Origin of the sequence: Saccharopolyspora sp. NPDC002686 (assembly GCF_040295745.1) — a bacterium.
GTDB classification, from domain to species: domain Bacteria; phylum Actinomycetota; class Actinomycetes; order Mycobacteriales; family Pseudonocardiaceae; genus Saccharopolyspora; species Saccharopolyspora oryzae.
Genome location: NZ_JBEOVY010000203.1, coordinates 1 through 13941, shown reverse-complemented (window position 1 = coordinate 13941; position 13941 = coordinate 1). Strand labels below are relative to the sequence as shown.

The following is a 13941-nucleotide window of genomic DNA, read 5'->3' as shown; positions in this document are numbered from 1 at the left end:
AAGAGACCCAAGACCGGAAGGAGAGGCCATGAGGTACCTGAAACGGACAACCCGGCGGCGCCCGCCGTGCCGGGTGGACAGAACTCGACCGTCAGCCCCGGCCCGGGACGGTTCCCGGCGAAATCGACACCCGGCTCCGGCCCGCGCGGAAGCCGCATCGCACCTGGTCAGAGCCCCACAACGACAGCGGCCCAGGCCGCTGGGGCCCGGGCCGCTGCTGGGCGCTCAGCTCAGGACGAGTGCTCCCGGACGGACTTGATGATCGCGCCGAAGTCCAGGTCGCCGCCGCCCTCCTCGTTGAAGCGGCGGTAGAGCTCGGTGGCCAGGCGGCCGACCGCGATGTCGGTGCCGCTCTGCTCGGCCGCCGAGGTGGCCAACCGGAGGTCCTTGAGCATCAGCGCGGCGGCGAAGCCGGGCTCGTAGTCGTGGTTGGCGCGGCTGGTCTCCACCAGGTCCGGTACCGGGCAGTTCGTGGTCAGCGCCCAGCACTGCCCGGTGGAGACCGACGCCACGTCGTAGAGCGCCTCGTGCGACAGCCCGAGCCGCTCGCCGAGCACGAATGCCTCGCTGACCGCGACCATCGATGCCCCGAGGATGAGGTTGTTGCACATCTTGGTGACCTGGCCGTTGCCCGGCCCGCCGCAGTGGATCACCTTGCGGGCCATCGGCTCCAGCAGTGGTTCGGCGCGGCGGAAGGCGTCCTCCGAGCCGCCGACCATGAACGTCAGCGTGCCCGCTTCCGCCCCGGCCGTGCCGCCGGACACCGGCGCGTCGACGGAGTCGAACCCGGCCTTCTCGGCCCGCTCGTGCGCCGCCCTGGCGTCCGCCACATCCACAGTGGACGAGTCGACCAGCAGCGCGCCGGGCTTGGCCGCGGCCAGCACCTCGTCGTAGCACTCGAGCACGTGCTTGCCGCTGGGCAGCATGGTGATCACCGCATCGGCACCGGCGACCGCGTCGGCCACCGACGCCACGGTGGTCACGCCGTGCTGTGCGGCGACCTCCAGCGCAGCCGGGATCAGGTCGAAGCCCTGCACGGTGTGCCCGGCCTTGACCAGGTTCGCCGACATCGGACCGCCCATGTGGCCCAGCCCGATGAAACCGATGACAGCCATTGTCACAACCTTTCTGCGCTGGAACTTCGGAGTCGAGGCCGACGCGAGGTCAGCCGAACAGCTTCGGCTCGCCCGCGACCGGGGCGAAGAACTCGGCCACCCGCGCGTCGTCCACTTCGGACAGCTGCGGCGGCGACCACTTCGGGTTGCGGTCCTTGTCGACCAGGGTCGCCCGCACCCCCTCGACGAAGTCACCGATGCGCACGCAGGCCATGGCCAGCCGGTACTCCTGCACCAGCGCCTCCTCCAGCGAGGCGTAATCGCTGCGCAGGGCCTTGAGCGTGACCTTCAGCGAGGTCGGCGACTTCTGCTCGATCGCCTCGGCGGCTTCGCGGGCCGCGGCTTCCGGACGCTCCCGCAGCCGGCGCAGGACCTCCTCGACGCTGTCCGCCGAGTAGGCCGCGTCGATCCACTCCCGGTGCTCGGCCAGCGGCGCGTCCGGAGTGGGTTCGGCGAACTTGCGCAGCACCTCGTAGACCGAGCCGCCGGACAACGCGTTGATGAGCTCGGGCAGGTTGGCGCTGTCGACGAAGTAGTCGGCCACGCCGCAGTGCACCGCGTCCGCTCCGCCGACCGGGCTGCCGGTCAGCGCCAGGTGGGTGCCGAGCTCACCGGGTGCGCGGGACAGCAGGTAGGTGCCGCCGACGTCCGGGATGAAGCCGATGCCGACCTCCGGCATGCCGACCTTGGAGCGCTCGGTGACCACCCGGTGCGAGCCGTGCGCGGAGATGCCGACGCCGCCGCCCATGGTGATGCCGTCCATGATCCCCACGACCGGCTTCGGATACCCCGCCAGCGCCGAGTTGAGCTGGTACTCCTCGGTCCAGAACGCGGTCGGCAGCGACTCGTCACCGGCCTTGGCCGCGTCGTGCAACGCCCGGACGTCCCCGCCCGCGCACAGCCCGCGCTCGCCCGCTCCGTCGATCAGGACTGCCTCGATGTGCTCGGCGGTGCGCCACTGCTCGATGGCCTTCGCCATCTCCCGCACCATGCCCAGCGTCAGCGAGTTGAGCGCCTTGGGGCGGTTGAGCGTGATCCGTCCGAGCGAGCCCTGCTCGCGAACCAGGACCTCGGGCTCCGTCATACAGCCACTCCCCGTGTCTCGTCATGCGCACCACCTGCCGCCTCCCACCGCAAATTCCATTGAAATCGGACGTTCGATTTCAATGGAATTCGCGGACCACCTCACCCGGACAGGAGGCTGCGGGAGACGATCAGGCGCATGATTTCGTTGGTGCCTTCCAGGATCTGATGCACCCGCAGGTCGCGGACGATCTTCTCCAAGCCGTACTCGGCAAGGTAGCCGTATCCACCGTGGATCTGAAGGGCTTCGTTGGCCACCGCGAACCCCGTATCGGTGGCGAGTCGCTTGGCCATCGCGCACAACCGGGTCGCCGACGAATCCTTGGCGTCCAGCGCCACCGCCGCCCGCCACAGCAGCAGCCGGGCGGCTTCCAGCTCGGTGGCCATGTCGGCGAGCTTGAACTGCAGCGCCTCGAACTCGCTGAGCTTGACCCCGAACGCGGTGCGTTCCCGCACGTAACCGAGGCTCTTGTCGAGCGCCGCCTGCGCGCCGCCCAGCGAGCACGCGCCGATGCTGAGCCGGCCGCCGTCCAGCCCGGTCATCGCGATCCGGAAGCCGATGCCCTCCTCGCCGAGCCGCTGGTCGGCGGGCACCCGGACGCCGTCGAAGATCACCTGCCTGGTGGGTTGGGCGTTCCAGCCCATCTTCTTCTCGTTCGCCCCGAACGACAGGCCCGGCGCGTCGGCCTCGACGACGAAGGTGGAGATGCCCTTCGCGCCCTGCTCACCGGTGCGGGCCATCACCACGTAGACGTCCGAGCTGCCACCACCCGAGATGAACTGCTTGACCCCGGTCAGCACGTAGTCGTCGCCATCCCGGACCGCTCGGGTCTGCAGCGCGGCGGCGTCCGAACCAGCCCCGGGCTCGGTGAGGCAGTAGCTGGCCAGGCGCTGCATCGAGCACAGCTGCGGCAGCCAGCGGTTGCGCTGCACGTCGGTGCCGAAGCGGTCGATCATGCCCGCGCACATGTTGTGGATGGAGATGTAGGCGGCGATCGACGGGTCGCCGCTGGCCAGCGCCTCGAAGATCAGCGCCGAGTCGAACCGGCTCAGGCCGCTGCCGCCGACGGATTCGTCGACGTAGACCCCGCCCATCCCGAGCTCCCCGGCCAGCCGCAGCGTCTCGACCGGGAAGTGCTTGGCCTGGTCCCAGTCGACGGCGTGCGGGGCGAGCTGCTCGGCGGCGAACTCCCGCGCGGCCTCCCGGATGGCGCGCTGGTCGTCGGTGAGCCCGAACGGCGACACCGGACCGGCTACGGCTGCAACGGACACGTCCACTCCTTCGCCTTCGGCGGTCTCGCGCGAAACCGCCACCTGCTGCGCAGGCGGCGGCCCCTCCCGCGGGGCCGCCGCTCGCCCGGGTTCAGTGCATGGTCGGGATGGTGAAACTGGCGCCTTCCTTCAAGCCGGAAGGCCAGCGCGAGGTGACCGTCTTGGTCTTGGTGTAGAAGCGGATCGCGTCCGGGCCGTGCTGGTTGAGGTCGCCGAATCCGGAGCGCTTCCAGCCGCCGAAGGTGTGGTAGGCGATCGGCACCGGGATCGGCACGTTCACCCCGACCATGCCGGTGTTGACGCGGGAGACGAACTCGCGGGCCGCGTCACCGTCACGGGTGAAGATCGCGACGCCGTTGCCGTACTCGTGCTCGCTGGGCAGCCGCAGCGCCTCGTCGTAGTCGGCGGCGCGCACGATCGAGAGCACCGGACCGAAGATCTCCTCCCGGTAGATCCGCATGTCCGGGGTGACGTGGTCGAACAGCGAAGCGCCGAGGAAGAACCCGTCCTCGTTGCCGGCCAGCGTGAAGTCCCGACCGTCCACCACCAGCTGCGCGCCTTCGTCGACGCCCACGCCGATCAGGTCCAGGACCCGCTGCCGGGCCTGGCCGGTGACCAGCGGCCCGAAGTCGGCGCTCTCGTCGAAGCTGGTGCCGATCTTGAGCTGCCCCACCCGCTCGACCAGCTTCTCCACCAGCGCGTTCGCGGTGGCCTCGCCGACCGGCACGGCCACCGAGATGGCCATGCAGCGCTCGCCCGCCGAGCCGTAGCCGGCGCCGATCAGCGCGTCGACGGCCTGGTCGAGGTCCGCATCGGGCATCACGATCAGGTGATTCTTGGCGCCGCCGAAGCACTGCGCGCGCTTCCCGTGGGCCGCGGCGGTCGTGTAGATGTACTCGGCGATGTCCGAGGAGCCGACGAACCCGACGGCCTCGACGCGCGGCTCGGTGAGGATCGCGTCCACCGCGGTCTTGTCACCGTTGACGACGTTGAAGATCCCCGGCGGCAGCCCGGCCTCGATGAACAGCTCGGCCAGCCGCAGCGGCACCGAGGGGTCCCGCTCGGACGGCTTGAGGATGAAGGCGTTGCCGGAGGCGATGGCCGGTGCGGCCTTCCACAGCGGGATCATCGCCGGGAAGTTGAACGGCGTGATGCCGGCGACCACGCCCAGCGGCTGCCGCATCGAGTAGACGTCGATGCCGGTACCGGCGCTCTCGCTGTACTCGCCCTTGAGCAGGTGCGGGATGCCGACGGCGAACTCGACGACCTCCAGACCGCGCTGGATGTCGCCCTTGGCGTCGGCGACGGTCTTGCCGTGCTCGGAGGCCAGCAGCCGCGCCAGCGAGTCCATCTCCTCGTTGACCAGCTGCAGGAAGCGCATCAGCACCCGTGCCCGCTTCTGCGGGTTCAGCGCGGCCCAGGCAGGCTGCGCCTCGGCGGCGTTGTCGACAGCCGCCACGACCTCCTCCGCGGACGCCAGCGGAACCCGGGCCTGCACCTGCCCGGTGTTGGGGTCGAACACGTCGCCGAAGGAACCCGAGGTCCCCGCAACGCGCTTGCCACCGATGAAGTGCTCCAGCTCGTTGGTCATCTCGCAACGCACCTTCCGCCGTACCGGCCGGTAATTACTCGGAAGTCAAACCTTTGGTACCCCAATCATTCCCAGAAACACGTCTCCCGCAACAGGGTGTCGCCCATCACAGTTCAGCGAGTTTTCATCCGCAGCTCAGACCTCGTGAGTGTTTTGCGGCGTCATAGCGCCCCAAAGTGCTCACGAGCCTTGGCGCACCCCGGCTGACGTCACGACTCGAGGTAGTCGTTGAGGATCTTCGCGAGTTCGGGGCTGAGGGGGCGGTCGTCGGAGGTCGTGACCCAGGCGTAGGCGTCGTGTTCGGTCAGGCGCACGCCGTCGGCCGGTTCGACGGTCACCGACCAGGTGTGCTGGCGGTTGTGGCGGCCGCTGGCGCTGGTGTAGTCGAACGCGCCGAGGTATCCGGTGACCTCGGCGATGCGCAGGCCGGTTTCCTCGATCACCTCGCGGTGCAGCGCGGTGCTCAGGTCCTCACCGGGGTCGACCTTGCCGCCGGGGAACTCCCACTCCCCGCCCCGGGAATCCGTAGCGCACCGGCGGACCAGCAGAACTCGCCCGTCGACGTCGACGACACCGGCGACGATCTGCTGCTCGACACCATCCGCGGCGTCCTGGCGGGCCAAGTCGGCGACTTCGGCGGGGTGCATGCGGTGTCCTCCGGGGCTTTTCGCCACGGTACCGCAGGCCGATCCGCGCCTTCCCGCCCCAAGTGCTCGCCTCCCCCGATCGGCAGAGCCTCCTCGCCGCCGCGATCGGTGCAGACGTCACGGACGCTGGTTCCGCGCGCAGACCTGCTGGTTCCACTCCGAGCCGGTGGCGGGCCGGGAGTCCACAAAGCACAACCGCGCGCAGCGCGCTGAGCAGCGGTTGTGGGCTTAGGCTGCAACGCATGTCCTCCGAATCACCGGACATCTGGGCGATGGCCGACCTGGCCACGCCGTTCGCGGTTCGGACCGCGGCCACCCTGCGAGTGCCCGATGTGGTCAAGGACGGGCCGCTGCCGCTCGCCGAGATCGCGAAGCGCTGCAAGGCCGTGGCCGACCCGCTGGGTCGGGTGCTGCGATTCCTGGTGCACCGCGGCATGTTCACCGAGCCCGAACCCGACGTCTTCGGCCCCAACGACGCCTCCAACGCGCTGCTCAGCGAAGTGCTCGACGGGCCGCGCCCCTGGCTGGACCTCGACGGCGCGGTCGGTCGCGCCGACCTCGCGTTCGTCGAGCTCATCGAGCAGGTGCGCGGGCACCACCCCGCGTACCCGGCGGCTTTCGGCCGGTCCTTCTGGGAGGACCTGGCGCACAACCCGCAGCTGTCGGACTCCTTCGACACGTTGATGGAGACCAAGACGCACGGGATCGCCCCGCTGGTCGCGGCCGCGCACGACTGGTCCCGCTACCGCCGGATCGCCGACATCGGCGGCGGGAAGGGCGTCCTGCTCGCCGAGATCCTGCGCAGCGGTCCAGAGCTGCGCGGCGTCCTGGTCGACCTGATCGGACCGACCCGCAACGCCATCGCCTACCTGCAGGAACGCGAGGTCTCGGACCGCGCGGAGGTGGTCGCGGCGAGCTTCTTCGAGCCGCTGCCGGTTCGCGCCGACGCGATGATCATCTGCGACGTGCTCGGCGACTGGGACGACGAGGACGCCGCCCAGATCCTGCGCCACTGCGGTCAGGCGTTGGAGCCCGGCGGCCGCGTGCTGATCGTCGAGCTGCTGCCGGACGACGACCGGATGCCGACGTTCACCGAGATGGACCTGCGGATGATGGTCTACGTCGGCGGCCGGATGCGCGACCTCGACCGCACCCAGCAGGTCGCGGCCGCGGCCGGGTTGTCCGTCGAGGACTTCACCATGCTGGACAACGGCTACGCCATCATCGAATGCCGCTGCGAGCGCTAGCCACCTTGGCGGCCAGCGACTCGCGCCACTTCTCCGGCAGGTCCACCAGACCGCGTTCCACGTGGTCGGCCAACTCCGGGGCCCTGTTCATCGACAGCGCGAACACCTCGGCGACCTGCACGCCGTGGTCCGGTCGGGAGAGCACCTCGACGTTGTCACCGGCCGCGATCTCGCCCGGCTCCTCCACCGCGAGGTAGGCCCCGGTCCTGCCGTGCTCGGTGAACTGCTTGACCAGCGACGGGACGTCCCAGAACCCGGCGAAGACCCGGCACGGGGTGCGCGGACCGGTCACCCGGAGCACCGCGCCGCCGATCCGCCAGCGCTCACCGATCACCGCCGAGCTGCTGTCGACGTCGACCAGCGTCAGGTTCTCCCCGGCGTTGCCCGGCACCAGCCCACGTCCCAGCACCTCCGACCAGTGCTCGAGCTCTTCCCGGTCGAAGGCGTAAGCCGCCTGGTGCCAACTCCCGTGGTGCTTGCGGTCGCACACCGTGTCCCCGCGCACCCCGGACGGCTCGAACAGCACCGGGCCCGACGTCGGCTGCTTGTCGATACCGCTGCGACCGAGCCGCCCGGTCCACTCCCCGCTCCGAACCACCGCGACGTTCACCGACTCCACGATCCCCATGCCCAGAACCTACGCGGCGCCCAACCCGCGACACCATCCGATTTCACGTGCTGGGCCTCGGCTCACGGTGCGGTGCCGGCCCGTCGCAGCGCGTCGCGAACAGCGGCCGCGTTCGGACGCAGTCCCGCTCGAACCGTTCGCAGTCAATCCACAATGGACCGACTGGAACACGCCCGGCCACCGGAGATGCGATCGGCGGAATCCCCGCTCTGAGATCATCTTCCGACGCGGTGCCCGCGCCCGCGGAACGCGCAGCTCAGCATCGCGCGCACCACAGCTCCCGAAACCCGCTCCCATCAGGTGATCCGGCACTCTTTCAACGGCATTCCTCCTCCCCTTTCGGCATAACGGAATTGAGGCGCTGATCGGAAAGGCAACGACCCATGAAGACCACCAAGCGCGGTAGCCTCGCGCTCCGCACCGCCAGCGGCGAAGACGCCACCGCCCTCGCCGAACTGCTCGGCACCGCCTACTGCGACGACCCGCGCATGGCCGCGCTGTTCCCCGATCAGGCGCGCCGGGAATCCCGGCTGCGCAGCCTCTTCTCCCTCCTGCTCGACCACGAGCACCTCAACCACCACACCGAGATCGCGATGCTGGACGGCAAGCCGCGGGCCGCAGCGGTGTGGGACCGGCCAGGTGACCGCCAGGAGCCCGCGCTCGGCAGGCGCCTCGCGTACCTGCCCGCGCTGTTCTCGGTGTTCCGGTGGCACCTCCGCGACGCCACGCGGGCGATCCAGGTGTTCACCGACACCGACAGCCACCGCCCGGACGAACCGCACTGGCACCTGTTCGCCCTCGCGACCGCCCCGCAGGCGCGCGGCGGCGGACTCGGCCTCGCGCTGCTGGAATCCGGACTCGCCCGAGCCGACGCCCAGCGCACGCCGGTGTACCTGGAAACCACCGCGAACGCCGGGGTCGCGCACTTCGAGCGGCTCGGCTTCCGGGTGATCCACGAGTTCCCGACCGCCGGCGACCTGACCGCCTACGGGATGTGGCGACCGACCCGGTCCTGATCGGCTCAGGGCCGCAGCCCGGCCACCAGGTCGGCGGGCGCGAACTCGACCGGGAACGGTCTCGGGGTCCGGAACACCTCCTCCCCCACCACGTGCGCCACCCGCTGGTACTCGCTACCGCCGACCAGCTCCCACGCGGTCACCGACGGCACCTCCAGATCCGGGTCCACCAGCCAGAAGTGCTGGGTGCCCAGCCTGGCGTGCACCGCCTTGCGCAGGGTCGCGTCGTTGAGCCGGCTGCTCGGCGAGGACACCTCGACCGCCAGCACCGGTGCGGTCGGCAGGTTCTTCAACGTCAGATCGGTGTAGCGGGCGACCACCAGGTCCGGCAGCAGCTCGGTGAAGACGTCCGGGCGGACCGCGAACGGCCCGGGCAGCACCCGCAGATCGGGCGGACTGGCTCGCCGCAGGGCGACGTGCAGCGCACCCAGCGCTTCCTGGTGCGGCCAGCCCGGCGCGGGGCTGATCACCAGCTCGCCGTCGACGAGTTCGTAGCGGCGCCCGTCGTCGGGCACCGATTCCAGGTCCCGGACGGTGAAGCGGCGGTTCTCCAGGTTGATCGACATGGTTCGGCTCCTCCGGTTCGCGGCCGGTCGGTTTTCCGGCCCCGTAATAAAGAGGAGCGAAGGTGCCGCACAGATACAGCCGGCGCCGATGATCACCCGAACGGGCCGGGAAAACGAGAAGTGGGCGGGAACCCGACGCCTGGGTTCCCGCCCACTCGCACCATCGCGATATTTCCGACACCCCGCCACAGGGCCGCTGGTGCGTCTCGGGTGGTCGGCGCGCGGCCGACCACGGTCTCAACCGGTCAGTGGAACTGCGCGGCCTCCGTCGAACCGGACAGCGCGGTGGTCGACGAGTCCGGGCTCACCGCGGTGCTGATCAGGTCGAAGTAGCCGGTGCCCGCCTCGCGCTGGTGGCGGGTCGCGGTGTAGCCGTCGGCCTCGGCGGCGAACTCGCGCTCCTGCAGGTCCACGTAGGAGGTCATGCCGTCCGCCGCGTAGCCCTTGGCCAGGTCGAACATGCCGTAGTTCAGCGCGTGGAAGCCGGCCAGCGTGATGAACTGGAACTTGTAGCCCATGTGGCCCAGCTCCCGCTGGAACTTGGCGATGGTCGCGTCGTCCAGGTTCTTCTTCCAGTTGAACGACGGCGAGCAGTTGTAGGCCAGCATCTGGTCCGGGTACTTGGACTTGACCGCCTCGGCGAACTTGCGCGCCATCTCCAGGTCCGGGGTGGAGGTCTCCATCCAGATCAGGTCGGCGTGCGGCGCGTAGGCCAGCGCGCGGGTGATGCACGGCTCGATGCCGTTGCGGACCTTGTAGAAGCCCTCCGGGGTGCGCTCACCGGTGGTGTACTGCTGGTCGCGCTCGTCGACGTCGCTGGTCAGCAGGGTCGCGGCCTGCGCGTCGGTGCGGGCGATGACGAGGCTGGGCACCCCGGCGACGTCCGCGGCCAGCCGCGCGGCGTTGAGCGTCTTGACGTGCTGGCTGGTGGGGATGAGCACCTTGCCGCCCAGGTGGCCGCACTTCTTCTCGGAGGCCAGCTGGTCCTCCCAGTGCACGCCCGCCGCACCAGCGGTGATCATGCCCTTCATCAGCTCGTAGGCGTTGAGGACACCGCCGAAGCCGGCCTCGGCGTCGGCGACGATCGGCGCCAGCCAGTGGATGTCCTCGCTCTCGCCGCCCGGCGTCTCCGGGTCGAGCGCCTCGGACCAGTTGATCTGGTCGGCGCGCTTGAGGGCGTTGTTGATCCGCCGCACGACCGACGGGACCGAGTTGGCCGGGTAGAGGCTCTGGTCGGGGTAGGTCTCTCCGGCCAGGTTGGCGTCCGCGGCGACCTGCCAGCCGGACAGGTAGATGGCCTGCAGACCGGCCCGCACCTGCTGGACCGCCTGGTTGCCGGTCAGGGCGCCGAGCGAGTTGACGTAGTCGGTCTCGTTCAGCAGCTTCCACAACCGCTCCGAACCCTGGCGGGCGAGGGTGTGCTCCTCGCGCACCGAACCGCGGAGGCGGATGACGGTCTCGGCGGAGTGGGTGCGCTCGATGCCCTTCCACCGCGGGTTGGTGTCCCAGTCGCGCTGCAGCTCCTCAGCGGCCTGCTTCGCCTGCTCGCGGATGCTCATCTTGTTCCCCTTCCGGGCTCTCCTGCGGCCTGTTGGGAACTAGTTTTGCCCGGGATCAAGCGAAACACGACCAGATTTCCACGGTAATTTTCGACGTTTTTCTGTTAGCATCAACGCCATGACGGAGTTCGCCACCGAAGAAGACCGCAATTTTTCAACGGAACACGACCTTCTGGTCTTCGGTCAGCGCCTGCGGCACTTGCGCCGAGCCGCCGGGCTCACCCTCGTGGAGCTGGGCGAACGGGTCGGTCGTGCCCCCTCGCAGCTGTCGCTGCTGGAGAACGGCCACCGCGAGCCGAAGCTGTCGTTGCTGCGCGCGCTGGCCGACGCGCTGGGCACCTCCGTCGACGAACTGCTGTCCAAGAAGCCGCCGAACCGGCGCGCCGAGCTGGAGATCGCGGTGGAGAAGGCGCAGCTCGACCCGGTGTACCAGCGGCTGGGCGTGCCGCCGCTGAAGGTCGGCAAGCGCGTGCCGACCGAGGCGCTGGAACACGTGCTCGCCCTCTACGAGGAGCTCAAGCGCCGGGAGACCAAGCAGGTCGCCACCCCGGAGGAGGCCCGCAAGGCCAACGCCGAGCTGCGCCAGAAGATGCGCGAGAACGGCAACTACTTCCCGGAGATCGAGAAGACCGCCGCGGACATCCTGGACAAGGTCGGCTACCACGGCGGCCCGCTGTCCGAGGGCGTGATCCAGTCGATCGCCACCCACCTCGGCTACGGCCTGCGGTTCGTCACCGACCTGCCCCGCTCGGTCCGCTCCGTCACGGACCTGAAGAACCACCGGATCTTCCTGCGGCGCGAATCGCTGGGCATGCACAGCCCGCGCACCATCCTGCTGCAGACCCTCGGCCACCTCAGCCTCGGCCACCGCCAGCCCCGCGACTTCGCCGACTTCCTGCGCCAGCGCGTCGAGGCGAACTACTTCGCCGCCGCGGTCCTAGTGCCCGAGCAGACGGCGGTCCCGTTCCTCCAGGAGGCCAAGGCCGAGCGCGACCTGGCGGTGGAGGACCTGCGGGACGTCTTCTCGGTGTCCTACGAGATGGCCGCGCACCGCTTCACCAACCTGGCCACCCAGTACCTGGACCTGGTCTGCCACTTCGTGCGCAACGACGAGACCGGCATCATCTACAAGGCCTACGAGAACGACGGGCTGGTCTTCCCCACCGACCCGACCGGCGCGATCGAGGGGCAGCGGATGTGCCGGTACTGGTCCGGGCGCCAGGTGTTCGCCTCGCCGGACCGCTACTCGACCTACTACCAGTACACCGACAAGCCGGGCGCGACCCACTGGTGCGTCGCGCACGTCGACCCCAGCCGCGGCCGGGACTTCGCGATCACCCTCGGGGTGCCCTACAACGAGTCGCGCTGGTTCCGCGGGCGCGACACCAACAACCACTCCAAGTCGAAGTGCCCGAACGGCGAGTGCTGCCAGCGCCCGCCGGCGGATCTCGCCAACCGCTGGGAAGGCATGGTGTGGCCATCGGCGCGAGCGCACTCGCACGTGCTCGCCGCGCTGCCCTCGGACACCTTCCCCGGCGTCGACGAAGCCGACGTCTACGCATTCGTGGAGGCGCACCAGGGTTGATCAGTCGTCCGATGTGGACAGCTCGCGCGAAGGCCGCGGAACTACCTCGCCGTTCCGCGGCCTTCGACGCGTTCGGCGAGCTTGCGCTGACCAGGTCCGGACAACTCCCCCACCACACCGGACCGACCGGCGGCGGCCATCAACAGCGCTTCTCCTCGGCCGCGAACTTCCAGACCTCGCCCAGAGGCCCAGTCGAAATCGGTGGCGACCAAGCGCAGCCCCCGAACCCGCCAGAACGCCCTGATCGGCGGCGCGACCAGCGCGAACCGCAGTGCAGCCACCAGCCGGTCCGGCGGGATCTCGCGCGGCTTCCCCAGCGGGCGCCGGATGTCCTGCTGGTGGATCATCCCGTCCACCAGCGCGATCCTGCCGCCGAACCGCGCGGTCAGACCACGAGGCTGACGGCTCGCCCGCATCAGCGCCACGAGTTCCTCCGGACTGCGCTTCCGGTACTCGACGACCCCGAGCTCGTTGATCCGTGACGGCACCAGAAGACCCTTGGCGACCCGACGCACTGCAGCTCGACCGTCCAGTTCCTCGTAGCTGAGCGCATGAGCCACCACGTCGTGCACAGACCAGCCGCTGCACAGCGTCGGAGCACTCCACTCCTGCTCGGACAACGTCGCCAGGAATTCCGCGAACTCCAAGCGTTCCTGCCCCGCGAACTGCTTCACGTCCATCTCGGCCCCAAGCCCTAGCCCGGCATGCCCTGAGCACGCTGCCACAACAGCCCGACACAACACCGAAGCGGGCGGAGCGTCAGCGGGGGTCCGGTGGCTCGCCGGCCGGCGCCAGCTGGTCGTGCAGCTCGGCGTTGACGTCCAGCAGGAGTTGGACCGCCCTGCGTTGCGCCATTTCCGCGCGGTAGACCAGCCGGATCGGCATCACCACGCCGAGATCCGGCAGCGGAAGCCGGTGCACCCGACCGTCCGCCAAGGCCCGGGCAGCTGCGTACCGCGGAACCACCGCCACGTACCCGGCGTTCGCGGCCAGCTCGACGGCGATGTCCGGGGTGCCGACCAAGCGGATCGGGTGGTCCGGCCCGCGCTGCGGGCAGGCGAACATCGCGACGATCTCCTCGGCTTGCTCGCTCCAGTTGTGCACGATCACCGGCGTGCTCGCGAAATCGTCCGGTTGCGGCGCGACGAGTTCGACGACGGGGTTGTCCGGCGCGGCCACGGCGATCAGCGGCGAGTCGGCCACCGCGACCGAATCGAGCCCCGCCGGCAGGACCCGCCGCAGCACGTATGCCGCGTGCGCACTGCCATCCAGCAGCGCGGCCACGGCTTCGTCGCTGTGCGCGATGCGGCAAACCACGTCCACAGCGCGGCCCGGAACCGCGGTCAGCACCGAGGGAAACACCGCAGTGCCGATGCTCGCCGGGGCGGCCACGACCAGTCGTTCCACGCCCTCCGCGCGCACTGCGGCCTCGGCCTCGGCCAGCAGCGCCAGGCAACGACGCGCGTAGTCACCCAGCCGCTCACCAGCCCGGGTGGGCACGGTGCCGCGCGGGCCCCGGTCGAACAGCCGGGTGCCGAGCTTGCGTTCCAGCGCCGCCATCCGCGTGCTCACCGACGGCTGCGCGAGCTGCATCTCCACGGCCGCCCGGCCGAAGCTGCCCGACCTGACGAC

The 13941-nt window shown here is 69.9% G+C and carries 13 protein-coding genes; 3 read left to right on the top strand and 10 right to left on the bottom strand.

What is annotated here, in order from left to right:
* Nucleotides 1-230: 230 nt before the first annotated feature.
* The 5 genes from mmsB to ABTZ89_RS24355 all read right to left on the bottom strand — a co-directional run bounded on the left by mmsB (nt 231) and on the right by ABTZ89_RS24355 (nt 5708).
* Nucleotides 231-1121, bottom strand: coding sequence for a 3-hydroxyisobutyrate dehydrogenase (gene mmsB, locus ABTZ89_RS24375; RefSeq protein WP_502949595.1), 891 nt, complete (start codon nt 1119-1121; stop codon nt 231-233).
* A gap of 43 nt (nt 1122-1164) precedes the next feature.
* On the bottom strand, nt 1165-2199 hold the full coding sequence (locus ABTZ89_RS24370) for an enoyl-CoA hydratase/isomerase family protein (RefSeq protein ID WP_351048572.1): 1035 nt from the start codon (nt 2197-2199) through the stop codon (nt 1165-1167).
* A gap of 101 nt (nt 2200-2300) precedes the next feature.
* Nucleotides 2301-3470, bottom strand: coding sequence for an isobutyryl-CoA dehydrogenase (locus ABTZ89_RS24365; RefSeq protein ID WP_351048569.1), 1170 nt, complete (start codon nt 3468-3470; stop codon nt 2301-2303).
* A gap of 91 nt (nt 3471-3561) precedes the next feature.
* Nucleotides 3562-5061 carry a CoA-acylating methylmalonate-semialdehyde dehydrogenase gene (locus ABTZ89_RS24360; protein WP_351048566.1) on the bottom strand — a complete coding sequence of 500 codons (1500 nt, stop codon included), beginning with the start codon at nt 5059-5061 and terminating at the stop codon, nt 3562-3564.
* A 209-nt stretch (nt 5062-5270) separates the two neighbouring features.
* Nucleotides 5271-5708 (bottom strand): NUDIX hydrolase, encoded by a 438-nt coding sequence (locus ABTZ89_RS24355; protein ID WP_270952397.1) that lies wholly within the window; start codon nt 5706-5708, stop codon nt 5271-5273.
* Between the two features lie 242 nt (nt 5709-5950).
* Here ABTZ89_RS24355 and ABTZ89_RS24350 point away from each other — a divergent pair, with 242 nt between their 5' ends.
* Nucleotides 5951-6955, top strand: coding sequence for a methyltransferase (locus ABTZ89_RS24350; protein ID WP_351048562.1), 1005 nt, complete (start codon nt 5951-5953; stop codon nt 6953-6955).
* Here the strand turns inward: ABTZ89_RS24350 and ABTZ89_RS24345 are convergent.
* Nucleotides 6930-7583, bottom strand: a complete 654-nt coding sequence (locus ABTZ89_RS24345) for an MOSC domain-containing protein (RefSeq protein ID WP_270952399.1) — start codon at nt 7581-7583, stop codon at nt 6930-6932. The two genes, ABTZ89_RS24350 and ABTZ89_RS24345, sit on opposite strands and share 26 nt — an antisense overlap.
* A gap of 383 nt (nt 7584-7966) precedes the next feature.
* On the opposite strand from ABTZ89_RS24345, the gene ABTZ89_RS24340 reads away from it, so the two are divergent.
* Nucleotides 7967-8599, top strand: coding sequence for a GNAT family N-acetyltransferase (locus tag ABTZ89_RS24340; protein ID WP_270952400.1), 633 nt, complete (start codon nt 7967-7969; stop codon nt 8597-8599).
* A gap of 5 nt (nt 8600-8604) precedes the next feature.
* Here the strand turns inward: ABTZ89_RS24340 and ABTZ89_RS24335 are convergent, their stop codons facing one another.
* Together ABTZ89_RS24335 and aceA are read right to left on the bottom strand one after the other, a co-directional pair.
* Nucleotides 8605-9165, bottom strand: coding sequence for a Uma2 family endonuclease (locus ABTZ89_RS24335; RefSeq protein ID WP_270952401.1), 561 nt, complete (start codon nt 9163-9165; stop codon nt 8605-8607).
* 245 nt (nt 9166-9410) lie between these two features.
* On the bottom strand, nt 9411-10724 hold the full coding sequence (gene aceA, locus ABTZ89_RS24330) for an isocitrate lyase (RefSeq protein WP_270952402.1): 1314 nt from the start codon (nt 10722-10724) through the stop codon (nt 9411-9413).
* Nucleotides 10725-10842: 118 nt separating this feature from the next.
* Here aceA and ABTZ89_RS24325 point away from each other — a divergent pair, with 118 nt between their 5' ends.
* Nucleotides 10843-12309, top strand: coding sequence for a helix-turn-helix domain-containing protein (locus tag ABTZ89_RS24325; protein ID WP_351048557.1), 1467 nt, complete (start codon nt 10843-10845; stop codon nt 12307-12309).
* 41 nt (nt 12310-12350) lie between these two features.
* Here ABTZ89_RS24325 and ABTZ89_RS24320 read toward each other — a convergent pair whose 3' ends face one another.
* The gene (locus ABTZ89_RS24320; protein WP_351048554.1) at nt 12351-12989 is read right to left on the bottom strand and encodes a maleylpyruvate isomerase family mycothiol-dependent enzyme; all 639 of its coding nucleotides are present in this window, start codon (nt 12987-12989) and stop codon (nt 12351-12353) included.
* 79 nt (nt 12990-13068) lie between these two features.
* Nucleotides 13069-13941: LysR family transcriptional regulator (locus ABTZ89_RS24315; RefSeq protein WP_351048551.1), on the bottom strand; the 873-nt coding region annotated here is incomplete at its 5' end.

What these genes read in the sequence shown, in the direction of transcription:
- ABTZ89_RS24370 (WP_351048572.1), bottom strand. Translation starts at nt 2,199, where the DNA reads ATGACGGAGCCCGAGGTCCTGGTTCGCGAGCAGGGCTCGCTCGGACGG.
- ABTZ89_RS24360 (WP_351048566.1), bottom strand. Translation starts at nt 5,061, where the DNA reads ATGACCAACGAGCTGGAGCACTTCATCGGTGGCAAGCGCGTTGCGGGG.
- ABTZ89_RS24355 (WP_270952397.1), bottom strand. Translation starts at nt 5,708, where the DNA reads ATGCACCCCGCCGAAGTCGCCGACTTGGCCCGCCAGGACGCCGCGGAT.
- ABTZ89_RS24350 (WP_351048562.1), top strand. Translation starts at nt 5,951, where the DNA reads ATGTCCTCCGAATCACCGGACATCTGGGCGATGGCCGACCTGGCCACG.
- ABTZ89_RS24345 (WP_270952399.1), bottom strand. Translation starts at nt 7,583, where the DNA reads ATGGGGATCGTGGAGTCGGTGAACGTCGCGGTGGTTCGGAGCGGGGAG.
- ABTZ89_RS24340 (WP_270952400.1), top strand. Translation starts at nt 7,967, where the DNA reads ATGAAGACCACCAAGCGCGGTAGCCTCGCGCTCCGCACCGCCAGCGGC.
- ABTZ89_RS24335 (WP_270952401.1), bottom strand. Translation starts at nt 9,165, where the DNA reads ATGTCGATCAACCTGGAGAACCGCCGCTTCACCGTCCGGGACCTGGAA.
- aceA (WP_270952402.1), bottom strand. Translation starts at nt 10,724, where the DNA reads ATGAGCATCCGCGAGCAGGCGAAGCAGGCCGCTGAGGAGCTGCAGCGC.
- ABTZ89_RS24325 (WP_351048557.1), top strand. Translation starts at nt 10,843, where the DNA reads ATGACGGAGTTCGCCACCGAAGAAGACCGCAATTTTTCAACGGAACAC.
- ABTZ89_RS24320 (WP_351048554.1), bottom strand. Translation starts at nt 12,989, where the DNA reads ATGGACGTGAAGCAGTTCGCGGGGCAGGAACGCTTGGAGTTCGCGGAA.